The sequence below is a fragment of the Methanosarcina sp. 1.H.T.1A.1 genome (assembly GCF_000979295.1).
Lineage (GTDB): Archaea > Halobacteriota > Methanosarcinia > Methanosarcinales > Methanosarcinaceae > Methanosarcina.
This window is the reverse complement of the sequence record NZ_JJQY01000002.1, coordinates 17,551-42,103: the sequence shown is the minus strand read 5'-3', so window position 1 is coordinate 42,103 and position 24,553 is coordinate 17,551. Positions and strand designations below refer to the sequence as shown.

Sequence of the window (24,553 nt, the reverse complement as noted above, 5' to 3'; positions counted from 1 at the left end):
ATACTAAGTAGTCTCTACCCCAACCATTAAAGTTTTCCCACTCCCTATTTCTATTCGATTAATTGAGATACTTTCTTCTAAGATTCTATTTCTCACAAGATTCTGTTTCTCATATTTCTATGTGTGGAAAAACAAAGATACTGCTAGTCAGATAGGCAAATAGTATGACCAATTATTCTATATTTTCCCCTAGACTCCCTACCGGATTACCAGTTAGTCTAATCTTCCCCAACAATTGATAATACTCTTAAATATTTAACACTTTTCTGTATCGAATTTTAAAATAAGTAGCGGCCGAAATAGTCAACTAAAATACAAGTGTTGTAAGTGTTGTTATACAAGCAAATTAAATTTTCTTCTTTTAAACACACATTAAATTAGTTTTTACATTCATAGTGGAAAAGAGTGTATGCCGGGGCAGAGACATTACGAAAATATATTGGATTCGGGAATAATTCATGGGTCGTGTCTTTTTTAAAGACAATATTTACTTGACTTTTCATTTCGTGATTGTGTTAATTCTATTTCGGAAGTGATTTCAATCCACTTTACAAACAATTCTAGAATTCACAGATATATAAAAATAAGTCAATTACTCAAGGACACTACCAAATTTTTCACGAAAAAAGAATGGCTTCTAAAAAATTAAAAAATTACTGTAACCGGAAGGGGAATCCAAATCCGGTTAGAAAAGTAATTTTTTTTTCAGTTTTTATCCTGAAAACCCCCCGGAAAGCCGTGGGGGGGTCACATATGGCTGACTAAACTTTTGGCTCTGTTAGTGCCGTTTATAACTGCCCGTTGTTGTATGCATCAAGAGCTATATTCAGAGGTTCCCCTCTTTCCCAGCAGCAGGTGTTCGCTCTTGTGGTCTGTTCAATCGGATGCTCTTTCATCCATTGATCAGCAGCGTAAACCGTGTTGGCTATACATGGATCACAATAACCTCCATTCAGTTTGGCAGCGACCAGTGACTTGAACATAGTGATAGTTTTGTCCTTTTTTACAGGTTGGGACATGTAGTATAAAGCAGTTCCCTCTGTGTTTGTATCTCCCATCTGATAAGTTACACCACCAATTGTAATTTCGTCCACTGGCCATGCATCAGGATGATTTTTCCAGTAACCAGGACTTCTGGGACATACATCTTTGCAGAGAGGTGCATTCACGCGAATAGTGTTGCAGAAGGGCACTTTGATGCAGTCACTCTTGAATGTACGGAATGATGGATCTTCTATCTGGATATAGTAATATTTGATGGTACCCGATGATTGTATAGCTGTTGGAATATTTATATAATAATATCCGGGAACTCCCGAATTAGATGCTGTATTCGTAGAAGCGACGAAGTTTCCATTGGATTCATATAACTTTACTTCGATTCCATTCATTCCCTCTCCGTTTTCGAGATTCCCATTACAATTTTTATCGTACCATACGATACCATTGATGGCCGTAGCTGCTGCAACCCCACTCAATGCGATCAGGCAGGCTGTCAGTACTAATATTTTTGTCAAATACCTCAAGTTTTTCACTCCATTTTACTATTTATTGGGAGGGACGGCATCGCAGGCACAGAAAAGGTTATATTATTTTTAATGTTTCGCCCTCTTCCCCAGGCTCCTTATCTGATTGCCAGTTAGTCGAAATCCCCCCAATCTATAATTATTTTCTTAAATATTTAACACTTTTCTATATAAAATTAATATATATGTTTTGGATGGGATGTTCACTAAATTATATGGATGCTATGAAATGAATCATTTTTTTCTTCTTCTTAAAGGCATAATGCAGCTGTTTTTTAGAGAAAAAAAGAGGAATAGATAATAACTGGACAATAAACTCTTCAATCTATTTTGTATGTGTGGATAAAAAATTAATACTGATAAACGGAAATTAAGTAAAAAAATGAATATAGACAAATCCAAGTGCAGTATAACTGGCTTGAAAAATTGGCTTGAAAATACGAGAAATCTGAGGTCTTCAGGTCTTCTCTCCGGGTAAGATAAGTCCTTTTCCGGATGCCAGTTCAGTAGATTTGCACAGTTTACTCTTACACTTTCAATGTAGATTAAAACGGTTTTCCGGGCAGGAATGGAAAAGAATAAGAGCCCGGGCGGATAAATCATAAAAGTATGTCTGGATTTGAGGGGAAGAGTTCATGCTAAAAGATGAAATTAACACAAACAAAACCAAATCAGAATATCTTGGCTCTCAGGAGCGCAGCAAACTTCTCTGGAGTCTCAGGAGTGATTTTGCCTGGGCCGGGAAGAAAATCCCTGAAAGTGTGGAGATTGAGGGTGAGGAGTACAGGCTGCGGGACATGGTCCGGGAACTGGGGGAAAAAGAACTCCTCAATCTGGATGAAACTGCTGAAATCAGGGCTCTTATCCCGAAACTGAAGGAAAGGGCAAAAGCAGATGAAGAACTGCTGGAAACAGAAGAACTTACAAAGGCAGAGGCAGAAGCTCTCTATGAGGAGGCAGCCGGGCTTTTGCGGGCGGCAATGGAGCTGAAGGATAAGCTTGAGGGGAAAGGTGGGGAAAAAGGCGTCGATGAATTTAAGAAAATGCTCAATACCCAGAGGGTTGTGGATGAAAAGGGCTTTCAACAACTCTTAAAAAGCCTGAAATAATGAGTTTGTTTATATGTTCCAGGTAATTAGTCTCCAGGGAATCACAATTTCAGAATAATTCCTCTTTTTTCTCTTTTTTCTTATTCCTTCTCGTTTCTGAGGATCGTTGTAAGTTCTTCAGGTTCTTTGGTATACAACCAGATTCTCAGGTTTGAGTTTGTGGTTACTTTAATGGCTCGTTGATAAGGTGCCATGAGTTCGCTATTGTAAAACATTACAAGGAACATTGCTAGTAATGCAAGCTGGCGTAGAAATTGACTGAGTTCAATGTAGTCTGGATATGACATTTTCAGATCATGCAAAGTTGTCATTATCTCTTTTTTAAAGTAAAGTGGTATCCAAATAACGTAAACTAAGCGCATCAGCCAGCAAATAAAACGATTTCCTGTCCTCGTTACTGAGATTTGTTTAATGTTCTCTTTTTCGATCACAACTGTCTTACGCATAGGTTTCTTGATTATGATTTTTCCGGGCGTTACTGAAGCAGCATTTGGACGGTTAAGAAATAATATGAGAGGCATAAGGAACATAATAAGGCCTGAAAAAATGACTAAGTAAGAGCCTTCAGGACTACATGTCCAGAAAAACAATGAGACTATTATTGTGAAAAAAGTGATTATTAATGCCCATAATACCCACTTCCCATCAAAGAGGCTAACCCGTACCTTAGGAATTCTACTTCCGTGCAGATTCACGGGAGATGGCACTAGCTGAATGTTCCTATCTTCCAATTTAAAGTTAGGGAAGTTGTCTTCCTGCCATCCTTTCGCGAGGGAATTTTTCATTGGGCACCAGCCCATCAGTTTCCTTATACTTTTTGTGAATATATCCATCGTCTATCTTTCCCCCATTTAATTTGCCTTAAGTCAGGCCTGTTCCACCAATTCTTTCAATTTTCCAAACAATTCGTCAGCTATTTTTGTGGGGTCTTCCGAACTCTGGAGTTTGAGTTGCATTTCTTCTGCAAAGTCCCAGAGGAGTTCGATACATTCCCTGTACCTTTCGCAAGACCCGCATTCCCCTTCATGTTCGTACCAGACCTGCATTCCATGTTTTACTGAGACAAAGACTATTGCGCTGGTCTTGAAAGGAACTGATCTCCCTAAGAGAATTCCTTTCTTTGAGTCCAGCTTTTCTACTTCTATCCTGTTTGCCCTGGCCATCTCAAGCAGGGATTCTTCAATGCGTTTATCCATACTGAGGAGGGCTCTTGAGATCGCCTGTCTGGAGACCCCGAAACGCTTTGCTATATTGATATTCGGGAGCCCGTTTCGGCGCAGGACCCAGAATTCAAACTGTTTTTCACCTGCCGGAAGGACATATGTAAACATCTGGATGTTGACAATTTATAGCTTCCTATCTTCTTAAATTTTTAGAGTTCCGGTTCTGAATATTTTTACCAGATTGTGGGAATCCCAAAGTTTTCTCAAGAATAGTTTGATGATCTGGCCGGAAAATCTATATGGAATAAGGTCAAAATTTGTTTTCAAGCAGGAATATTTTTTGAATAGTATAATAATTAAATTAGGTTTCACGCTAATCTAAGTTAGAAGCTGAAGATGGAATGAGGGTTTGATATGCAGAAGGAGGATTATTCAGAACAAAGTTTAGAAGTTTTGTTTATTTCGGAAAATTCCCGGAAACTAATGCAGGCTCTCTCCAATGCAAATTCAATAAAAATCCTGAAGCTTCTGGAAACTAGGGATCTGTCAGCAGGTGAACTTGCAGAAAAGCTCGGTTTGGGCTTAAGCACTCTCAAATATAATCTCGACTCCCTTATCGCTGTAGGTATGATACGGGTTTCAGAGGTAAAATGGAGCCAGAGGGGCAGAAAAATAAAGATCTATGAGCCTGTTGAAAAAATTATAGTCCTTGTCCCCGGCAGCAGGGATGCCAGCAGGGGTTCAGTCCTTGAGTTGCTCCTTCGGTGTAAGGAGGAAGATTTCTGCTTTGGCAGGGACTGATCTCTCTTTAAATCCCTATGAGGTGTGAGGGTTGGCCGGGAAGGGTAGACATGAAACTAAATAAAAGAGTTTCTTTGATCAGTTCAGTTTTTTTCTTTTTGATTCTTTGCTCAGGGTGTATTGACAGTAAAAACTCGGAAACTCAAGCAGAAGAATTGGATTTTACGCTTGTACCCGATAGAACCCGGGTTACTGAAGGAGAACCCTTCAATATCGAGCTTACCCTGACAAACGCAGGAAATACAAATGTAAACGTATGGAAATTGATGGAACAGATCAGTTATGATATTACTTTTGTGAGTTCGAACAGCTCTTATGTACATTATGAATGCGGGGTGATTCAAAGGGAGTTGCTAATGGATGACGCCCTTGTGGAACTTCAGCCGGAAGAGTCTCTGAAGATAGACCAGGATTCAAGCTGCTGGACTCTTCCCCCGGGAGAATATACTCTTTTTGCAGAGTATCACACTTCTGGAGGGGAAGATCTCACAAAACCCTACTGGATAGGGCAGACCAGCTCGAATAACGTCAGTATTTTCGTGGAGACCGAAAACAAATCCTCTCTTTCAAAATCTGATGCTTCTACAGGGAACAGACCGCTTGAAGAATCCAGCGCTTCAGATGTGCCTATGACAATTTCAGTTAGCCCTGAGGCCGGCATTGAGATTCAGTAATTGAGATTCAGTAATTGAGATTCAGTAATTGAGATTCAGTAATTGAGATTCAGTCACAGCAATCAGGTGAAATCATTATGAGAAGTTTTAGAAGAAAACTAATGCTCGGAATTTCCCTTCTGGTATTGATATTCATGTTACTGTTTGTGGTCGTCCCCTATCTCATTGCCGGGCCACCGACTCCACTTTTTACTGTCAGGAACCATGACAACGAAGGGCATGAACTCAGGGTAGAAATCTATGACTCGGAAAATAATTCCGTGCTTGATGAAACATATGAACTTGCAGCAGGAGAGGAAGTTTATCATCCCAAACCCTTCCGGTTCCGGGTTCCGGGGTTTGAAATCGTGGATTATACGTTCAAATTCACTCTTGACAACATGTCTACGGAAACATACAGTACGAATGTTCAGCCCTGGAACACTGTTGAAGTCGAACTCTATGCTGACTATGCAGAAGGCCAGCCAATTTCAATAGGAGAGATATCTGTTTGAATTAAGGGAGCGGAGCTTAAATCCATTCTCAAAAATGCCCCCTCCTGGCTGGGGTTCAAAAGAATTATCCAAAAAAAGTATAAAATTAAAAATCGGGCTGAATGAGTTTAACTCAATCAGCTCAGAGGCCGAGCACGTCGTCCATATTATAAATTCCGGGGGTTTGCCCGCAGACCCATTCGGCTGCACGGACTGCACCTTTGGCAAAGATCTGGCGGGAATGAGCCATATGCCGGATCTCAATCCTTTCGGAGTTTCCTACGAAAAGTACAGTGTGGTCCCCGGTGATGTCTCCTCCACGCACGGCGTGGATTCCGATTTCCTTGCCGCGGGGGGCGATGCCTTCCCTTCCGTATACGTACTCTTTGCCACCCAGAGCCTCACTGATCACATCAGCTGCGCGAAGAGCGGTCCCGCTTGGAGCGTCTTTTTTCTGGTTGTGGTGAGCTTCGATAATCTCTATATCGTAGTCTTCAAGATACTTTGCAGCTTCTCTAAGGAGTTTGAAAAAGACGTTAACTCCTACGGAATAGTTCGGAGATATGACTGCACGTACCTTGTTTTTCTGGATAGCTTCATCAATTACTGTCCGTTGTTCCGGAGTCAGGCCCGTAGTTCCTATTATAAGGTTTACTCCGCATCCTGCGGCAACAGGCGCATTTACAATGGTTGCACCGGCTATAGTAAAGTCGATAAGGACATCAGCCTGAGTCTTTTTCAGGACTGTTTCGAGGTCTTTAACATCTGAAATCTGGATTCCCAGGTTGCCCACATGAGCAAATTCCCCTGCATCCTTTCCGATGTTGCCCACATCAAAAGCAGCAACTAGCTGCATGTTGGTGGAGCAGGTAATGTTTTCTATAATTAAGGAGCCCATCCTGCCGCAGGCTCCGAGTACTGCTACATTAATCATTCCATTACCCCCAGTTTTCTGAGCTCATTTGCAAGCTTTAACTGGTTGTCGTCGCTTATGGGAGCGAGTGGAAGCCTCAGGTGCCCGCTTGCGAGCCCGATAAGTTCTGCAGCTTTCTTAGCCGGAATCGGGTTTGTTTCAAGGAAAAGGGCACGTATTAGAGGGGCTATCTCGAAATGGATCTTTCTTGCAGTCTCGTAGTCTCCCCTGAGGGCTGCATTTACCATTCCCGACATTTTGTCAGGCACAATATTTGCAACAACTGAAATGACTCCGCTGCCTCCCATGGAAATAATCGGAAGAGTCAGCCCGTCCTCGCCTGAGAGCACCACGAAATCGTCATCTATAGTCTGCTCAAGGATCTGGGAAACTTTGCCGACGTTCCCGCTGGCTTCTTTGATTCCCACGATGTTTTCTACCTTTGCAAGTTTGGTGATAACATCCACAGGCATGTCCTGCCCTGTCCGGGAGGGGACATTGTAGAGGATCATAGGGATATCTACTGCCTCTGCAATTTTCTTGAAGTGAGCAAGCAGGCCTGCAGGATTAGGCTTATTGTAATAGGGAGAGATCAGAAGTACGCCATCAACACCCGCATCTGCGGCATGTTTTGTAAACTGGAGGGCTTCTCCCGTGTTGTTTGAACCTGTTCCTGCAATCACAGGAACCTTTGCGCACTCCACTGCAATGTTGATTACTTCTTCATGCTCCAAAGCGGAAAGGGTTGCCGATTCTCCGGTTGTGCCACAGGGCACGATTCCTGAAACCCCTCCCTCTTCTACAAACGCTATATTCCTTCGTAGACCTTCCCTGTCAATCCTGTCGTCTTTCGTAAAAGGAGTGATCAGGGCAGGCATTGCTCCTTCAAACATATACGATATCCCTGCCTGTTCCCTGGAAATAAGTTCTTTATCTATTCAGTAAACTTATTCAGTAAACTTTCATGCGTGCAACTTTTCTTGTGACGTAGCCTGCAACCCTGTTTCTGATTATTTTGCTCTCAATGGTTGTATACTTTGTCACAAGGAGTTTGTTGGTCTCAAAGTCCTTTGTAAAAACGTCTCCGTAGTTTTCAAGCAGGCTAAATGCAGTTCTTTTGATGTTTGTCTGTCTTATATTTCCCATCGTATCTCCTCTTAGATTTTTGTTTTTTATTCCAGTTATTCAAGTTTTTGTGGTTTGTCTAACCATGTTTCCCTGTGAATTCTGGTTAACGTGAAGTCGGAGAAGGAAGCAGTTCCATAACATGGGTTTTCTTCTATCTCCGATTAATGATTTAGCGGAAACTGGATTCAAAAATTTAACTATACTGATTTTGTCGACTAATAGGTAACTTGAGATTTATAAGTTTTGGGGTGAAAAAGTATTTTCGGGAATGTCCCTACCTTTTCTGTAAATGTTTTTTCTTCTGCCATAGTTTCTGATGTAAATATACACTTAAGTCACTCGAAGGTTTATAGGCGCGGAAAACACAGAAAGTCAGGGAAAACCCCTCTCCTGATGCTATAATCACGGAAGACGCGGAAAGCACTTAACGCTTGTGCCCGTACTTCCTTTATTACGTGTTTTCCGTGGTTCACTTTATATTTAAGAGTAAGTAGAGAAATTTTGGTACGTGACGATAAATACATCCACATCAGTTTGTAAAGTGTTAATTTCTACCGTGAGGACTATATTTCTACCTGTCCCTTCTCACCCTTCAGTTTTTGTTTATTCCTGTTTTTTAATCTCTTCTTTTTAACTTGTTGCTCTTTACATAATCAGTCTTTCCAAGAAAGCGGTCAAGTGTTCCTGCACTCGTAAAAACCGGTTCTCTTACCCCTTTGCGGTTGACAATAAGCCCGAGTAAAACAATAAGCAGACCAAGATCCGGCTTTATCTCAATGCTGATTGCCCCTAAGAGGATCAGGGAAGAAGCTGCAAGCCCCCTGAGGGCACCTTTCCTGTAGGAAAAATACCCCGTTCTTTTAAAAATCCGAATATCTCGAATTGTTAGGAAGAGGGCTACAAAATAGGCAAGCATTGCAATTTCCAGATACATTCTTTTCTCCATTTTCTTTGTGGTTTCGCACTTTTTTATTCCTTACAGGTTGATTCTCAAGAGTTCAACTGTATATACACGGGTAAATCGCGCTGATGATTTTTCAGGGGACAGTGCAAGATTAGTATTGCAGTACGGTTTCTCGTATTGCAATACGTGGATAATTTTATATGTGAAAATATTTCCCGGTTATACGACAATATTGCTTTGTTATGTGAAAACATTACCTGGTTATGTGAAAATATTATCGTTGAGTAGTTACAGATGTAATATTAAATACCGGATAATAATGCAAAATCAGGTACTCTATATAATATATAAAACCAGCAGGTTTAGTTCTTTCTGTCAATTCTGTTTGCGCCAAAAAAGCAGACGAAAAAGCAGTTTTTCGCGGAGGAAACAGGCAGGTAGCAAATATTTAGATCATTCCCGGGTCAAGGAGCCCGCTCAGGAGCAAAAGTCCGAGGAAGAGAGGCTGGTGGATAAAATATATGAACAGGGAATGTTTTCCGATCCAGGAAATGAGTTTCTGAAGCAAGAAGTTCTCGGCTTCCGGGACTTTAAACTGCCTATTTCCATCTTTATAGAGAGAGTTTCCAAGGAAAATTCCTGTAAGAAGTACCCCAAACCAGGGGAACAGAGGGAAATAGTCCAGGGTTATGAAGCCTTCTGGCCTGAAGCCCAACCAGAGAAGAGCAGAAAACCCGAAAGTCCTGTCTTTGAGGTAGAGCCCTATAATGCCAAAAAACAGGCCAAAGAACAGGTTTTCTTTTCCGTACTTCAGGAACGGGTAGGCAAGCACTGCTGAGACTCCGAAAAAGTGCAGGATCCCAAAGAGAATATACTGTCCCGGAAAAAAAATCCAGGTTATTCCTGTAATTATCATTCCCATTGCAAAAAGTCTCAGCCCTCTTTTAAGGTATTTTGAAAAATTTTCCGCAGGCTTTCCTGAGACTCCATTATCAAGACCTCTTGAACGGCTTATGGAAAGAGCGGCTCCGGATATCAGGATAAAAAGGAATGCTGCACCTCTACCTATATATAAAAAAGTGCCGGACCTTAACTCAATATCAGCAAGCCCGAAAAAATCGAGGTCATAGAGAAAATGATATCCGAGCATTAAAATAACGGCAAAACCCCGCAGGCAATCAATTTCCCAGAAGCGGTTTGAGTGCCTTCCCATAAACTTTTTCTCCGAAATGCCCTGAAATCCTGTTACTAAATAACTTTCGACTCCCTTTTAAGAGAACCACACTTATATACTCTACGGGACACAGGGAATAAAGAGGTCAACACTCTTTACTTTTTCATCCTGCCCGCCAGTAAAACCCCAAATCCTGCTAAGATACCGGCAAGCAAATAGAAGTAATCGATGACCCGATTCTCATGCTCTTGAATTTCCTGTTCTTTTGCTGATTCTTTTGCTGATTCTTTTACTGATTCTTTTACTGATTCTTTTGAAGGGACCTCTCCAGCAGTTGCAGCTATAGTATTATCTTCATCCCACGAACTTTCAGCCAGGTAAATACTGCGTTTTTCTTCATTTTCTCTGTCTGTTAGTTCCGTATCTGTGGATTCCTTGCCTGCAAGTGCCATTTCGGAGGTTTTTCTCTCCTCAGGCTCTCCAGATGCCCGGACCTGAGAAGAAGCCGGAGGAGCCTGTAAGACAGGGACGTTTCCTTTTGCGTCAAAGATAATTTCCCTTTCCGAATTCCCCAATTTGATTTCAAGTTTTCCTGAAGGAACCGATCCGGTACTGTACCTGTAGCTAAACTTTCCGTCTTTTCCGGCGTTCAGTTTTTGAACTGTTGTGACCTTCAGGTTAACACCTGAAGCTCCATCTTCTGCTATACCGTCTACCCTGACTCTATACTCTCCCGGAGAAACCCCGGAGTGGGACACGGTAGCTATCCCGCCATCTGCCCAGGCGCTCTCTGTCTTTGAGAGAACCATTTTCATTTTAACTTTAAGGTTCTCCACCCCTTCTGCTCTTACAGTAAAGAGGTTATTAAAATTAAGGATTTCAATGTTTTCGAACTCGTAGGTGTACTCTCTCAGGTATACAGGCACTGTCTTTTCAAAGGAAACCGAAACCTCCACTTCTTCTTCAGGAGTGGCAAGTCCGCTGATTATAAGAGTATCCCCGATTTTCGGGTTCTCAGGGCTTACTTCCCAGCCTGTTACCTTTGCAGCGGCAGGAGAGGCTGTAGCCCCAAAAAAAAGGATTAGTATAATGAGTAAACAAAACAGGGGCTTCAGTCCTGCTCTGTTAGGTTTGAGCATGAGAGGCTTCATAGTTTTTCTTCCGTATTTATATATTTACATCCCATCTTTTCCTGTACTTTCTTCCCACACTCTGGTGTTTTCCGATTCCATATATTTTCGTTTGCAACTCTGGTAACTTCTCCGATTTTCCTTTTTAACTCATTCTCAAATTCATCTGTTGAAATTCATCTGTTGATATAGTAACGACTTTGATTTTGCATGGGCTTTTAATTTTCGCCTATCTTGCTTAATTTGTGCGCCATGTTATGTATAGTTTCTTTTATACTTTTTTCAACAGTGTTTATATCAGTCCCAATCCCGGACCCAGGTGTGGAATTAGCCCAAATAAAAATATGTTTATAAAACCGTGAATCATTACTACGAGAGAAAAGCTTTTTGTTCTGTAAAATAAATACCCAAGTGCGCCTCCCGCAAGAAATGTGTATGCCATCTCGTAAGGGGTGCCATAACTTGAATGCATTATCCCGAATAACAGGCTTGCAAGCAGGATGCCTCCCACAGGCCCTAAAAACTCTTCCAGCCTTGTCTGGATAATCCCTCTGAAGATAAATTCCTCTATCAGGCCGACTACAAAAATCATTATAATTGTGAGTTCCAGCAGGTTAATGGGTGAAAGATCCGGGATAAGAGGGCTGGTCTGGATTAATAAATACTCTGCCTCTGCAAAGATCAGGCCTGCGAGGACAGAAACGGGCAGATAAATCCACATTTTCCTGAGTAAATCTACTTTCCTCTCTCCCGGGATTTTTTGATGAATGGATATGATAGTTGCCGGAATTGTCATAGGTACATATATGAATACGAAAGAGTAAAGGTTGGATTCAAAGAAGATCGGCATTGAAATGTTTACCATGCGAAGAATGGGCAGGAGTATAAGTGCCTGGTGAACTTTGCGTATCTCCATTTTTTTTGAGACCATTATTGAAAGTGAAAGGATGATGAGAAGCAGCGTATAGGTTAGCGCGGCTTCTTTTATTCTTCCGCTAAAGATTAGCAGTTCGGCAAAAGCAATAGCAATAACGGGAGCTCCTGCAGAGAACATCTTTTTTAAGAATCCGGTTTTTTCATCGGTCTGCATTTTAAACATTTTCCCAAGCTCCGGCAAAGAGATCTGTCCTGCTTCCAGCTCCGAAGATGGATAGTCTGGAGATGCCATATTCAGTCCTCCTTTGTGACATTAATCCAGAGATGCACGTTCCTGTAAGGCACACTTTTTTCGGTTTCATTAAAAAGCAGAAATTCCAGTTTCATGTTCTTTCCCTCAAACGGCGGAGTAAAAGTAACTGGCTCTTTCCAGGATACGTCATGGTCAAGGTTTACATATTTCTGGTTTTCCGGAAGAGGCAGGGAACTATTTTCAAGCCTGATCTCCATTGTATAATCCACAGTTCTATACTCATGGTTCGTAATCCCTACAACAACTGTTCCACTGTCTCCGAGTGTATAGTTTGTGGGGTAGTTCTCAATCATTCTGTCAGGTCCCATGATATAAAACTCGGTGAACGCTTCTCCTTCTCTGGGATTTCCTATGACATAAGCAAGGCTGCCAAGAGAGGCCAGAATCGAGATTACCAGTAACATTGAAATGGCTCTGTCGGCTCCGGATCTGGTTTCCCCCCGAGTTTCTCCCAGAAGATCTGCCTTCAGAGCAGAGATAGAGGCTTTGACCGGGACTTCAAAAGCTTCAGCTTCAGGCAGCTGGCGTCTTCTGTAATATGCTACCCCACACATGAAAATGGTGAAAATTGAAAGCCCCGTGAGGACTGGAACTTCCCTGATTCCCCAGTCAGTGTAGTTCATTCCAAGTCCCATGAGTGGGACCACGGCAATGCTTAATCCTAAGGAAAGCAGGGCTCTTTCAATTCCGTCAAGGTCTTTTTTTGCAGGAAGTAGAGCCCCTATCAGGGCATATCCTGGCAAGAAAAGGACCAGAAGAAGTCCAAAGATTGTACGCAGAAAGCTTCCGCTGAGTGCGGGCACAAGTATAAAGATATCAGTAAGGATCACAAGACCTGCCACAAGCAGCAGATCCAGAGGAGATTGTCTGTTTCCAGCCATTTTTATCACTGCTTAAATATTTAGTATTCCATCTTCCTATAATTTATAGTTATGTAAGCTTTCCGCCAATCTTCTATAATCCATTCGTTTTATGTCGATTTATGCATATATTTTTATCTCTCTTATGCACACCCCGCATTTTACCCTGCTGCATTTTCCCCACTTTACTCAGCCAGCATTCTCTCTTCAGAGATTGTTACTGCAGAATAATGGAAAACCTAAAAGGAATAATCGATTGAGTAAATCGGCTTAATAAACTGGTAAATAAGCCACTAATTTGAAGAAACATTTTTTGGAAATTTCCAGCCCCCTCAAGCTGTATGGCTAACTGTACTTTACTTCTCAGTTTCTGGTTTATCGTGAAGACCCGAATTCCCAATTTTTTTTAATTCCCCTGTACCCATAAGGCTTCTTTCTATGAAAATATTTTCCCCTCTGAAGGGATTTCTCCTGGTGATAACTATCTCCTGGATCTTTCACTATTTTTCCCGAACTAAGGAACTTTCAGGCCCGCATGGAAAATTTTATTTTATACCTCTTCCTTTTCTCGAAACATGAAAGTGCTGGTTACAGGAGGAGCAGGTTTCATAGGCTCCCATTTAGCTGAGTATTTCGCAGAAGCAGGCCATAGTGTAAGGATCCTTGACAATCTTACTACTGGTTTTTCCCGAAATATCCCTCAGCACAGAAATGTTGAATTCATCCAGGGGGATATCTGTGATCCCGCTGTAGTTGAAAAGGCGGTCTCGGACATGGACTGCGTCTTCAATGAAGCTGCCCTGGTATCGGTGCCTCTCAGCTGTGAAAAACCAGTCGAGGCTTTCCGGATAAACACTCTTGGAACACTTAATGTATTGCAGGCATGCGTCAGGGCAGGAGTTGAAAAATTTGTGACCGCATCCTCAGCTGCAATTTATGGGAATAACCCTGTACTTCCTAAAAGCGAGGGTATGTATCCTGAACCTGCCTCACCTTATGCAATCTCCAAACTTGACGGTGAGTATCTGGCAAGGATGTTTTATGAGGACCACGGGCTTCGGACTACCTGCCTGCGTTACTTTAATGTCTACGGTCCGCGCCAGGACCCTAAATCTCCGTACGCAGCCGTTATCCCCCTTTTTTTGGAAAGGGCAAAGGCAGGAAAAGACCTTGTCATTTACGGCGACGGACTTCAGAGCAGGGACTTCGTGCATGTCAGGGATGTTGTCAGGGCAAACGTAGCAGCCCTCGAGCATGGGGATGGTCAGGTCTTCAATGTAGCTATGGGAAAAAGCGTAACAGTCCTGGAGCTTGCTGAGAATATAATTAAACTGACCGGCTCCTCAAGCCAGATCATCCATGCCGCATCAAGGGCAGGAGATGTTCGGGACTCAAGGGCAGATGTCTCAAAAATTGCCGGCTGGTGGAAAGGAGAGATCGAACTGGAACAGGGATTAAAAAGCCTTATTTAAGTCTATAAGGGCCTGATTTTTTAAAACCGGATCAATTATTCAACATGGTAATTTTAAAAATCGAATTTAAACAGGAGAAATAATATCTCCTGTTCGTTCTTACTCTTCAGAATCTCCAGTTACTCTTCAGAATCTCCATCTCCATCTTCATTGTTCTGGTCTATTTTCTTCTTTATAATTGCTCCCGTCAGAACGATTACAAGGAAACCTATAAAGAAACTGGTAATTCTTAATCCAGTTTTTCCGGTTTCTTTAGAAGGCATATCAGATTCCATAACTGACCCTGAATTGTCTTGTTGCCCTGCATCTGAAGTTGACTGAACCTCAGTGTCTCCTGTTTTTTCTCCAATCTCAAGGATATTCTTGCTGGCTGTAATTGCAAATGGGGAAAAGCCCGGAGTTTCAGCTTCAAAATAGAGATACTCATCATCTTCGTCTACTTTGTCCGTTTTAAGGGAGTCCCATTGATCTCCATTGAAATGCTGAAGGGTTATTGCATCCATATTAATGTGGTTTTCAGTGATCCATTCCTTGCTCACCCTGAAGCCCACAATGGCGTTTTCAATGTTGTTTGAATTTGCAAAGCCGCCGTTTCCTACCCAGATATTAAGGTGTTTGTAGATCTCTCCTTCAGGCTCGGTGGGAGTAAGTGGGGATTTTCCTTTCAGTTCCTCAATAATAGTTGTTATCTTGCCTGCAGTCTTTTTGGCGTTAAACTCCACATAACCGACAGAGGTAGCTCCCTTTGTGAACTCAAACTTTATCCTGTGGCCATTTGAGACAAACTGCTGGCAGAGCTCTTTTGACTTGACATTCTTCGCAGGTTCAGGGGAGCCTCCTGCTCCTCCGCTGCCTCCTTTTCCTCCTTTGTTTTCTCCTGAATTGCCGCCACCGTTTGAATTTCCTTTTGATTTAATCTCGACTTCCATCTGGGAGAGCCCTACCAGTCCCTTTTCGGGGTTATATGCGCCCACAAGGAGGTAATAGCAGCCTACAGGCAGATCGAATGCGGTAAGTGACAGTTTTTTCTGACCAGATTCCCCTATTGCTATGGCTCCATTTCCTTCCCCTATAAGGGTCTGGATTTCTTTCTGAAGCTCGTTCCTGGTCAGTTTAGACCTGTAGTTTGAGGAGGTTATGTCAAATTCATCAATAAGGTCCAGATCGTTTACTATTACTGAAGTTCCGTCCCTGGTGCCATCGGAGTTGATTTCTATGTTTGCTTTGTATGCCTGTTCCTTTATGAGGACTGCTCCGTAGGTGCAGGCGTTTTCGTTGGTAACTCCTGTTATGCTTATGTCCAGTTCATCCCCTTTTTCTATACTTGAAGGGGAGGAGACGTACAGTTCAGATTCCACAACCACAAAAACTGTTGAAGAAAGGACTGTCATGCTTCCGTCATCATTTTGCTGAACCATAACTATGCAGTACTGGCCTGCACCAAGGCATCCAAGGCCATAGTCTGATAAATCGCCGCAATCTCCGAGTTGAGTAGAATACTTTTCATATTCTCCCTCAACGCTGTCCTGGAAAAGGGTGTTTAAATTTTCGATATCTCCTGCCTGGAAGGCATCAAAAAGCCCGTATGCACAGTCCGAGGTCACTTTGAACAGGTAGATATCTACATTTTCTCCTTCAAGACCGGTCTCTCCGTGGAAAGACATGCTCAAGTCTTCATCAGGGAGGTAAACGGGGAGGGTGGTATAAGAATCAGTTGAAGGGTATGTTATCGTATAACTTTTCTCTTCGTCCTTATTTAAGATCCCGGAAGCCCCGCTATATTCTACATATTTAGGGCCGTTATAAGTGAGTTTTATCGGCTGAGGAAGTTGGACTCTTCTACCTTCATTTGGGCATCCCATTGTGATCCAGTTCCCTTCGGCCGGGTCGCTTGTATGGCTCTGGAAGTAAACCACTTTATCGGTAAAGTTTATGTTGCCGAGCTGGTTTACATCTGTTTTTCCACCCCCCGCCATTGCCGGTGCAGAGGTTAATATGAATATCGTTAGTATAAGTATCAATAGACTTTTTCTCAATTTACATTCCTCCATATTCCCATTGAATCTGTTTGATTCATCAGTTTCAGGATAGCAAATTGTTTGCATGCTATGGGCTGAAATTCCTATTTTTGCTTCATTTTCTTTTTGAATACATGATAAGGATTAGAACGGCTGCTCCCATTCCTCCCAGCATATAAGCTGTATCTACAGACAGTCCTGTATTTTCAGCAGCTTTGGGCCCCTGAGTTTCTATATCTAAAACAGATGTTTCATTTCCGTTTTCAGGGGGCTGGGCTGGATTTAAGCTGTCTTCAGTATCTTCTGTTTCCCCGGTCTCTTCTACGGTTTCAGGTTCTGTTTCCTCTGAAGGGGCTGGAGTCACAGCTGGGATCTTCCCTTGCTGAACGGTTACTTTTTTCTTGATGCCCCCGACACTTATTTCAAAGTCCCCCGGAGGAACGGCTTTTGTATTATAAGAATAACTGAAATCACCATCCGAATCAGCTTGTATCTGCTGGACAGCTGTGATTTTCAGGGTTACAGTTGAGGCTCCTCCTCTGGTATCCCCATCCATCTTTATCTGGTAGGTTCCCGGAGGGACACTTGACTGCGTCACAGTTGCAGTGTTTCCGGAAGCTTCTGAACTTTTAGTCACCCAGATTAGCATTTTTACCCTTACATTGAGGTTTTTGGCTTCGCTGGCCTGGACTGTGAAGCGGTTTTTGAAACCTTCAGGGATTTTCACGCCTTCCAATATGTACTCGTACTCCCCTCCGGATACCGGAACGGCCTTCTCAAAAGTTACCTGTACTTCGATTTCCTCTTCCGGAGATGCACTCCCTTTAATTCGAAGGGTATCTCCAAGAACGGGGTTTTCGGGGGATAAATCCCAGCTGTTAACTGCTGCAGCTGCAGGTGAGGTTGTAAGTAAAGCCAGAATAAGAACCGAAAGGGAGAGGATTATAAAGGCAGATGTTTTTCGCCTTTTAGGGGGATGAATGAATTTTTTCACGGGAATTACTCCTTTTCAAACAAGGACATACTACTTATTTTTATCACGTGTCTATTTAAATTTTTGTTATAACTAGCTCAAAATTATATATTTATAATAATGCTAAAGAACGATCATTGTATAGATTTTTACCGTGAATGTTATATAAATTTCTATTGATAGTGAGTTAAATTCTCTGGATTTCAATTATATGATTTTCTATTCTGTTTGTTTTTTAATAGTATATCCTGAGTTCTACCGACTCCCTAATTTTTTAAATTAACATGACTGCATACTTCCGATTTTCACTTCCTCTTCTTTTTTTGGCAAACGTTTTAGTAATGTTATTTGATGTTTATATCCTTTTCTCGCATTTATTCTATAAGCTTCTCAACATTCTTATCTCATAACCTTCTGCATGAATCTCTATCTCCTTCTTTAGATGCTGATTCTTCTCTATGTTCTTCTCCCTCTATGAGGTTCTTGTCTATGAGGCTATGATACTACTCTACTATATTTCATATCTCAATCGTTTAATATCTCAGGAAACTTTTTTATAGTATGCATTCTTCATATATGACTAATTTCACAAAATCGTGAGTATATCTGAGTTATTATTTATGGGAGGTATCTGTATTCTATTAAGCATAATTTCATCGAGTGCAATTTCATCGAGTGCAATTTCATCGAGTGCAATTTCCATGGTTACAAGTCCCGGGCTCCCTCAGTATGGTGCAGCGGTAGTTGTCGGGCTGATTGCCCTTCTTTCTTTAAAGGAGGTCCTTTCGGCATCCGAACACTGGAACAAGGCCCTTAACAGTTCTTTTAACCTGGCAATCCTACCTATGCTCTTCTGTTTTGCTTTAATTGTTGTTTTCAAGGTTGGAGAGGTAGTCTAAATTCCGGGCTTCCGGAATCCTCTCCTCCTTCTTGACACCACTAACCATTTTTTGTGCGTTTCTGCACTACAATTTTCTTTTTTAGTGATTTTTTTTCTCGGTGTTTTAGTTACTATTTTCTTTTTCAGGTTTCTTTCTCAAGTTTTTCTCTGGTTGTTCCCATTTTGTTCTGTTTCTCAGTCCTTTTTGGTACAAGTAAGGCGGATAGAAGCCTGGAGTATTTTAAGCATTCAGGATCAAGAGCCAGAAATCAGGGGTACATGAAGGACTGAGACGTGAGAATATTCAAAGGCTAAAAAAGCAGAGAAAAGTAAGCAATATTGAGTACAGTTAAATATGAAAGTCAGGGCAAGACTGAGGCTGGAGGGACGCTGAATAAAAAATCGACTGCCTTAAGGGACTTTTTAACAACTGTCTGCAGGGAATATGTGCCGGATTTTTTGCACAGCTTTATTGTCTATTTTTTACATCAGTTATTTAATTAATTTTGTTTGTTGAAGCCTGGTTTTTATGAAATTCTGGTTTCTCATATTCCGTATTTTCTCTCTATTGATGGTTATTTGTGTGTTATAATTCCAAACGTCTCATAACTCTATTCATTTATCACCTCTTCTTAATTTTAAAAACGTACTCAGGTGACTTGATGGGCTGACAGAGGGATCTACCTTCTCTTATAATTCAGAATTAGTAATAAGTATTTTATAGTATGTTGCAGCATTATGCCAGTGATATAATCTTATTCCAATAGTTTATTATTATACCAGTGATTCTTCAGTGTCCGGGTATATGCTTCAATGTTTACAGGGGTGTTCGTATGTTGCTAAGCGTAATTTCATCTAGTATTATCTCTTCAAGTGCGATTTCTTCAAGTGCAATTTCCATGGTTACGAGCCCGGGACTTCCTCAGTACGGGGCCGCAGTGGTTGTCGGGCTTATTGCTCTCCTGTCTCTAAAGGAAGTCCTTTCCGCATCCAAATGCTGGAATAAATCTCTTAACAGCTCTTTTAATCTGGCAATTATTCCCCTACTTTTGAGTTTTGCGGGGATCGTCGTTTTCAAGGTTGCCGAGATTATTTAATTTCTGTTTTTGAAAAAATTCCCTTTCCATTTAATTTTTTCATTTAATTTTTTCATGCCCTGACTGGTTTTACTTCTCTTTTTGGCTCGCCGGCGTTGTCACAAAATAAAATGAGTATCTTTTTCGATTTGACCTGCTGATTTTCAATTCAAGACCGCGTTGGTTTTTCTGAGGATATCCACACAAAACAACGAAGAGCCATCTGTTTTCTTCCCATGGATGACCTTTTTTTCAGGTTTTACTCAAGGCTCTCTTTTTCCCGTTTTTCCTTCATAGGGTCTATCAGGTTTTTTCCGAAGCATAATTAAAAAGGGGGGCCCAGAGTACCAATAGCTCCGGGAAAGTTTTCCTAAAAAGAGTTTTTATGATTTCTTTTGGGGTTCAGAAACCCGGCCAAAGGCTTAGCTGGTGAGGCAGGATCCCGAAAAGGAATACATTGACAAAGCCGTGGAGCACAGCAATAAAGGGCAGGCTTTTTGTTTTATGGAAGGCAAGGCCCATGATAAATCCTACAAAGCCAGTGTAGAGGATTTCCTGAATAGTACCGTATCCGGAGTGCATGAGTCCGAACAGGAGGCTTGAAATTATAAGGGCTGCCCACACACCGTGGGCGGTCTCGAGCCTGGTCTGCAGGATTGACCTGAAGATCACTTCCTCGACAAGGCCCACGAAAAAAACCATTACAATGGTGAGCTTAAGCAGGTTTATAAAGGTGAGGTCCGGGATCAGGTAACCTGTCCTGATGGTCAAATACTCTCCAAGCCCGAGTATAAGACCCAGCGGGACTGAGATAATCATGTAGGGTATTATGTGCTTCAGGGTAATCCCTATCTGTTCAAGGGAATCCCGCTGGTGCAGTACAATGACTGCCACAGGAATTGCCAGGGGGCCGTAGATGAAAACGAAGGTATAAAGGGTGGTATCATAAAAGATAGGCATTGACAGGTTTATCAGCCTGAGCACCGGGAGCAACATCAGGGCCTGGTGGATTTTGTGGACTTCGGGGTCTTTTATGAAGATATTGGAAAGGGAAAGGGCAATTGTGGTGCCTATATGTATCCAGACAGCTGCTCCCATCCTGCCTGAAAAGATAAGGAGTTCGGCAAAGGTTATACTCAGGACAGGGACTGCGGTAAAGAGCTTGAGTTTTCTGGCTTCGAGTTTTTCCTGAGCAGTTTCTTCAGATTCTTCAGGCCTGGCTGTTTTCCAGATTTTTAGTGAAGGGAGATCTTTCAGGGGGTTTTTTACAAGTCCGGGATCTCCCGAAGTCATGCGTAAATATGCGAGAAGAATCAGAACTGCTGCCCCGATTCCGCCTACCGTATAGACAATGTCTACATACTGTCCGATTTTCGGGGGTGTTTCGGGATCTTCATATGAGTTTAAAATAACTCCGGAATCTCCTGTTTCTTCCGGGGCTTCGGCGCTTATATGCTCTGAAACGGGCCCCATCTCTGGAGAAGGTGATAACTCCAGGTTGCTACTTGATGCGGCTTCTGGAGAAATTGCCAGTAAAGCCAGAATCAGAACTGAAACGATAATTAGAAAATTCAGTTCTTTTTGATTTTTATGAGAATTAATTAATTTTTGCACTGAAATTACTCCTCTTTCAAATCGGGGCGGGTTCAGATCTATTCGGTGTATCTCTTATTAAAGGTTTTTTACTGGTTTTTTATTATTAAATATCAGAGATGCCATGCAGCTCTCATATTATACACGTTTTTATTGTAAATGTTATATAAAGTTTCGTAGACAGTGACCTCCCTTAAATAGCGAGCTTTAACTTTTGTGAACTTAATGGCTACTGAAAAAGGTGAGGTCTTTATAAATATTCACTGGCCTCCGTTCCGAGTTAAATACTGTATCCCAAAAGCAAAAAAGTTCACAAATCCACAGGACCGGTGCAAATGTATTTCACTCATATGGCCCTCTGCCCAGCTTCTCCGACTGACCGGACATGGGGGCTCAGTCAGGATGATTGAGTTTCTTCCACGGAAAGCTCTGAAATGAAGGCAGATAAAGCTTGAAAAGGCAGCCGGCATTTAATCTTTAAGGCTGCCAGCCTGAGGATCCCGGAGACCTTTGCTTCCGAAGTCACGTTTTTGCAGTCTCCGGGACTTTTACACCCTCAGCCATCTGTTGAGTTTACATTTATCCAGAGGTGGAGGTCCCTGTAGGGCGTGTTTTTGTCGGTCTCGTTGAAGAGCAGGAACTCAAGTTTCATATCCTTTCCTTCGACCGGTGGAGTGAGCGTTAGAGGCTCTTCCCAGGTCTCGTTATAAGCAAGTGCGACCTGCTGCATATCTTCGGGCAGAGGCAGGGATTTGTTTTCAAGCCTTACTTCCATTGTATAATTTACTGGCCTGTATTCATGGTTTACGACCCCAACAATTACTGTCCCGCTCTCTCCGAGTGTGTAGTTTGTCGGGTAATTGTCAGCCATCCCTTCAGGTCCGAGGACGTAGAACTCTGTGAAGTGTTCCCCTTCTTTTGGGGTGACAACTACATAGAACAGAGTTGTAACAGAAAGGAGGATGGACAGGACCAGAATAACTGTGAGGGCCCTGTCGAGTCCCGGTTCAGGTTTTTCCAGAATTTCGGCTTTAAGCGCGAGTGCTGTTTCTCTGAAGGGCACCTCGAAAGCATCGGCTTCGGGAAGTCCTGCCCGCCTCAGGTATGCAAGCCCGCACATTGCAATGGTGAACAGTGACAGGCTTATCAAGATTGGTAGAAGCCTTATCCCCCAGGGGGTGTAGTTAAGGCCGAGGCCAATCAGGGGCACGACTGCAATGCTCAGCCCGAAGGATAGGGCTGTCCTTTCGATCCCGTCAAGGTCGGATTTTGCAGGAAAGAGTGCCGCAATCAGGGCATACCCGGGCAGGAAAAGTACAAGGGGCAGGCCAAGTATATTGCGGAGCACAGTTTCACTTAATCCGGGCGTAAGTACAAAGAGATCGGTAAGGATCACAAGCCCAATAACGGTCAAGAGGTCTGATGGAACTTTTTTTCCGGTCATTAAGGTCATCCGGCGTATAATTTAAAAAATTATTATATTTCTCCAGTTTCTTTCAGGAGAGTAACTATCTTTTTCTCATACATTTTATTCTTTCGCTCTTTTTAGGGGTGTCTAAGGCTAATCCCTGTCGTTTTAATGCGGGATGCCGTCGCCAACTCTTCAACAATGCGCTGATTGATGATGTTTTTGTACTTTACAACCTCTACTCTATTGTCAAGTTTTGTTCTGGAAGCTGCAAATATGTCTGCGAATTTATTCGGGGGAGCTGTCACTTTTCCTCAAGCATTCGGTGTATATCAACCATGTATCAGAGGACGACCTTTTGCTTAAACTTGCTTAATTTCAGAATATGTTTTTCCCGTCAAGCCCGGGCAAACAGATTCAATTTGATTTTTTTCATATTCACCGGTTTCATTTTTTTCCCTCTCTTCTGCAGATGCGGCAAGTGGGAGATGGAGTTGAGTTGAGCTCTAAAGTTTCAGACCCCTTGAAATAAATTCCCTGGTATCCGGGAGAGCCTGCGGCACCAGAGCGCAGAATCTCGTGTTCTTATGATATTGTTTTTTTTCGGAATCATTTTTTTATTTTTGATTACTTATACTTTTTACCCTCAGATTTCCGATGCTTTTTGCAGGCGCGTATCTCAATCATATAATGTTATATTTATCATACTAAAGACTCTACCGATATTATTATAACTCATCTATAATTCTGCCACAGTAGGGCTGTCAATATATTTATATATTCGTGCCCCAGATTCAAGTCTATAAAAAATTTAAGTGCATTTGGTATTCAAACCAACCTTTAAAAATTCAAACAATCATGCCATCACTGGCATTAAGTGGCTTTTAGCCGCTATAATTTCTACTTAATAATACAAACTTCATAATATAAATTTCAAAGGGGTCATACAAATGAGTAACGAACTGCTTATGGGCAACAGTACCCAGTACCTAACCCATAAAGAGAACCAACGTTTCAGGGGGATATCCTCTCAAAATATAACCGCTATCCTTCCAGCTTACAATGAAGAAGTCTCAATCGGAAGCCTGGTCCTTCTCACCAAACTTTATGTCGATAATGTAATCGTTGTCGATGACGGCAGCACTGACCGGACAGCTGAAGTCGCCAGGAAAGCCGGAGCTGAAGTAGTGGCTCACCAAACCAACAAGGGAAAAGCCGAAGCCCTCAAAACCGGCTTTAAAACTGCAGCCGACCTCGGCGCAGATATTATAGTTACAATGGACGCGAACGGCCAGCACAACCCTGCTGACATCCCTAAGCTCGTTGCCCCTATCATTAAAGGAAATGCCGAGATGGTAAACGGCAGTCGCTACCTGAGCTATCCGGACAAAAACGTCCCCATCTACCGCCGCGTCGGCCAGACCATGCAGGGCACCGCTGTAAAAATGAACTTTGACCTCAAGATTACCGACTCCCAGAGCGGGTTCCGTGCCTTTGCAGCCTCTACAAAAAACATCTTCCGGTTCAGCGGCAAAAAGATAGCCATAGAAAATGAAATGCTTGCAGATGCAGGCAGGTCAGGCGTCCGCATAACTGAAGTCGAGATCGGAGCTTTCAAGCTCTCCGAAACCTCAACCAGAAACCCGGTAAAGTACCTCCGCGGAGCCCTGAAGGCCGTGGGTGAGGATATGGAAGCCAACAGGCCCCTGTACTTCTACTCGGTACCGGGCTTTGCCCTTGCAACATGCGGCTTCTATATGGGTTTCAAGTTACTTGAGACCGTTTTCCTGGGCAGTGCAAGCCTTAACTTCGGGCATACCTTCCTTATGGTCTTCCTGTCCCTTGCAGGTGCATACATGACCCTCAGGGGAATTGTAGCGCATTCCATGGCAGGAGCTACCAGGCAGACCGAGTCTGTTTAATTATTCGCTTTCAGCCCCTCTTTTAAATTCTTTTCATCTATACCGGGGGGCTGAATTATTTTTTTGGTACTGAATTATTTTTTTAATGGCAATTTCTTTATTACCCTTCTTATTTTTCCAGGCATTTCTCTCCTTTCCGTCGAAAAACAAACTTAACTTATTCATTT

The 24,553-nt window shown here is 42.3% G+C and carries 25 protein-coding genes; 8 read left to right on the top strand and 17 right to left on the bottom strand.

Annotation, left to right across the window (positions count from 1 at the left end; all coding sequences use genetic code 11):
* Positions 1–788 precede the first annotated feature (788 nt).
* Positions 789–1,517 carry an SdrD B-like domain-containing protein gene (locus EO95_RS16610; protein ID WP_162197332.1) on the bottom strand — a complete coding sequence of 243 codons (729 nt, stop codon included), beginning with the start codon at positions 1,515–1,517 and terminating at the stop codon, positions 789–791.
* A gap of 644 nt (positions 1,518–2,161) precedes the next feature.
* Here EO95_RS16610 and EO95_RS00315 point away from each other — a divergent pair.
* Positions 2,162–2,635, top strand: a complete 474-nt coding sequence (locus EO95_RS00315) for a DUF5788 family protein (RefSeq protein WP_048131266.1) — start codon at positions 2,162–2,164, stop codon at positions 2,633–2,635.
* Between the two features lie 80 nt (positions 2,636–2,715).
* Here the strand turns inward: EO95_RS00315 and EO95_RS00310 are convergent, their stop codons facing one another.
* Positions 2,716–3,468: a DUF1673 family protein gene (locus tag EO95_RS00310; RefSeq protein WP_048131265.1), complete on the bottom strand. Its 753-nt coding sequence runs from the start codon at positions 3,466–3,468 to the stop codon at positions 2,716–2,718.
* A 33-nt stretch (positions 3,469–3,501) separates the two neighbouring features.
* Complete coding sequence (locus EO95_RS00305; RefSeq protein WP_048131264.1) at positions 3,502–3,966, bottom strand: hypothetical protein; 465 nt, start codon at positions 3,964–3,966, stop codon at positions 3,502–3,504.
* 246 nt (positions 3,967–4,212) lie between these two features.
* Between EO95_RS00305 and EO95_RS00300 the strand changes: the two genes are divergently transcribed.
* From EO95_RS00300 to EO95_RS00290, 3 genes are all read left to right on the top strand, one after another.
* Entirely contained in the window at positions 4,213–4,599 is a 387-nt protein-coding gene (locus EO95_RS00300) for a transcriptional regulator (RefSeq protein WP_048131263.1), read from the top strand.
* A 98-nt stretch (positions 4,600–4,697) separates the two neighbouring features.
* Positions 4,698–5,273, top strand: a complete 576-nt coding sequence (locus tag EO95_RS00295; protein WP_156163932.1) for a hypothetical protein — start codon at positions 4,698–4,700, stop codon at positions 5,271–5,273.
* A gap of 77 nt (positions 5,274–5,350) precedes the next feature.
* The gene (locus EO95_RS00290) at positions 5,351–5,767 is read left to right on the top strand and encodes a hypothetical protein (RefSeq protein ID WP_048131261.1); all 417 of its coding nucleotides are present in this window, start codon (positions 5,351–5,353) and stop codon (positions 5,765–5,767) included.
* Positions 5,768–5,888: 121 nt separating this feature from the next.
* Here the strand turns inward: EO95_RS00290 and dapB are convergent, their stop codons facing one another.
* From dapB to EO95_RS00250, 8 genes are all read right to left on the bottom strand, one after another.
* Complete coding sequence (dapB, locus tag EO95_RS00285; protein WP_048131260.1) at positions 5,889–6,680, bottom strand: 4-hydroxy-tetrahydrodipicolinate reductase; 792 nt, start codon at positions 6,678–6,680, stop codon at positions 5,889–5,891.
* Positions 6,677–7,552, bottom strand: a complete 876-nt coding sequence (gene dapA / locus EO95_RS00280; RefSeq protein WP_048131259.1) for a 4-hydroxy-tetrahydrodipicolinate synthase — start codon at positions 7,550–7,552, stop codon at positions 6,677–6,679. Before dapA ends, dapB begins: the two co-directional genes overlap by 4 nt.
* A 58-nt stretch (positions 7,553–7,610) precedes the next feature.
* Positions 7,611–7,805, bottom strand: coding sequence for a 30S ribosomal protein S17e (locus tag EO95_RS00275; protein WP_048131258.1), 195 nt, complete (start codon positions 7,803–7,805; stop codon positions 7,611–7,613).
* Positions 7,806–8,403: 598 nt separating this feature from the next.
* Complete coding sequence (locus EO95_RS00270; protein WP_048131257.1) at positions 8,404–8,721, bottom strand: hypothetical protein; 318 nt, start codon at positions 8,719–8,721, stop codon at positions 8,404–8,406.
* A gap of 418 nt (positions 8,722–9,139) precedes the next feature.
* Complete coding sequence (locus tag EO95_RS00265; RefSeq protein WP_048131256.1) at positions 9,140–9,904, bottom strand: heparan-alpha-glucosaminide N-acetyltransferase; 765 nt, start codon at positions 9,902–9,904, stop codon at positions 9,140–9,142.
* A gap of 116 nt (positions 9,905–10,020) precedes the next feature.
* The gene (locus EO95_RS00260; protein ID WP_048131255.1) at positions 10,021–11,016 is read right to left on the bottom strand and encodes a hypothetical protein; all 996 of its coding nucleotides are present in this window, start codon (positions 11,014–11,016) and stop codon (positions 10,021–10,023) included.
* Between the two features lie 271 nt (positions 11,017–11,287).
* Positions 11,288–12,163: a CPBP family intramembrane glutamic endopeptidase gene (locus EO95_RS00255; protein WP_048131254.1), complete on the bottom strand. Its 876-nt coding sequence runs from the start codon at positions 12,161–12,163 to the stop codon at positions 11,288–11,290.
* 2 nt (positions 12,164–12,165) lie between these two features.
* On the bottom strand, positions 12,166–13,065 hold the full coding sequence (locus EO95_RS00250; protein WP_048131253.1) for a DUF1616 domain-containing protein: 900 nt from the start codon (positions 13,063–13,065) through the stop codon (positions 12,166–12,168).
* A gap of 554 nt (positions 13,066–13,619) precedes the next feature.
* Here EO95_RS00250 and EO95_RS00240 point away from each other — a divergent pair.
* The gene (locus tag EO95_RS00240; RefSeq protein WP_048131251.1) at positions 13,620–14,516 is read left to right on the top strand and encodes an SDR family NAD(P)-dependent oxidoreductase; all 897 of its coding nucleotides are present in this window, start codon (positions 13,620–13,622) and stop codon (positions 14,514–14,516) included.
* 119 nt (positions 14,517–14,635) lie between these two features.
* Here the strand turns inward: EO95_RS00240 and EO95_RS00235 are convergent, their stop codons facing one another.
* On the bottom strand, positions 14,636–16,552 hold the full coding sequence (locus tag EO95_RS00235; RefSeq protein ID WP_235282782.1) for a TIGR04279 domain-containing protein: 1,917 nt from the start codon (positions 16,550–16,552) through the stop codon (positions 14,636–14,638).
* Between the two features lie 97 nt (positions 16,553–16,649).
* Positions 16,650–17,528 (bottom strand): hypothetical protein, encoded by an 879-nt coding sequence (locus EO95_RS00230; RefSeq protein ID WP_235282781.1) that lies wholly within the window; start codon positions 17,526–17,528, stop codon positions 16,650–16,652.
* Between the two features lie 680 nt (positions 17,529–18,208).
* On the opposite strand from EO95_RS00230, the gene EO95_RS00225 reads away from it, so the two are divergent.
* Positions 18,209–18,406, top strand: a complete 198-nt coding sequence (locus EO95_RS00225) for a hypothetical protein (RefSeq protein ID WP_156163931.1) — start codon at positions 18,209–18,211, stop codon at positions 18,404–18,406.
* 814 nt (positions 18,407–19,220) lie between these two features.
* Positions 19,221–19,484 carry a hypothetical protein gene (locus EO95_RS00220; protein WP_048131250.1) on the top strand — a complete coding sequence of 88 codons (264 nt, stop codon included), beginning with the start codon at positions 19,221–19,223 and terminating at the stop codon, positions 19,482–19,484.
* A gap of 381 nt (positions 19,485–19,865) precedes the next feature.
* Here the strand turns inward: EO95_RS00220 and EO95_RS00215 are convergent, their stop codons facing one another.
* The 4 genes from EO95_RS00215 to EO95_RS17315 form a co-directional block, all read right to left on the bottom strand.
* Positions 19,866–21,077, bottom strand: coding sequence for a CPBP family intramembrane glutamic endopeptidase (locus tag EO95_RS00215; RefSeq protein WP_235282780.1), 1,212 nt, complete (start codon positions 21,075–21,077; stop codon positions 19,866–19,868).
* Positions 21,078–21,453: 376 nt separating this feature from the next.
* Entirely contained in the window at positions 21,454–21,582 is a 129-nt protein-coding gene (locus tag EO95_RS18385) for a hypothetical protein (protein ID WP_268767877.1), read from the bottom strand.
* A 30-nt stretch (positions 21,583–21,612) separates the two neighbouring features.
* A complete protein-coding gene (locus EO95_RS00210; protein WP_048131249.1) occupies positions 21,613–22,500 on the bottom strand; it encodes a DUF1616 domain-containing protein in 888 nt (295 codons plus the stop codon).
* Between the two features lie 101 nt (positions 22,501–22,601).
* Entirely contained in the window at positions 22,602–22,772 is a 171-nt protein-coding gene (locus tag EO95_RS17315) for a hypothetical protein (RefSeq protein ID WP_156163930.1), read from the bottom strand.
* A gap of 642 nt (positions 22,773–23,414) precedes the next feature.
* Between EO95_RS17315 and EO95_RS00205 the strand changes: the two genes are divergently transcribed.
* Complete coding sequence (locus EO95_RS00205; protein ID WP_048131248.1) at positions 23,415–24,386, top strand: glycosyltransferase family 2 protein; 972 nt, start codon at positions 23,415–23,417, stop codon at positions 24,384–24,386.
* Positions 24,387–24,553 lie beyond the last annotated feature (167 nt).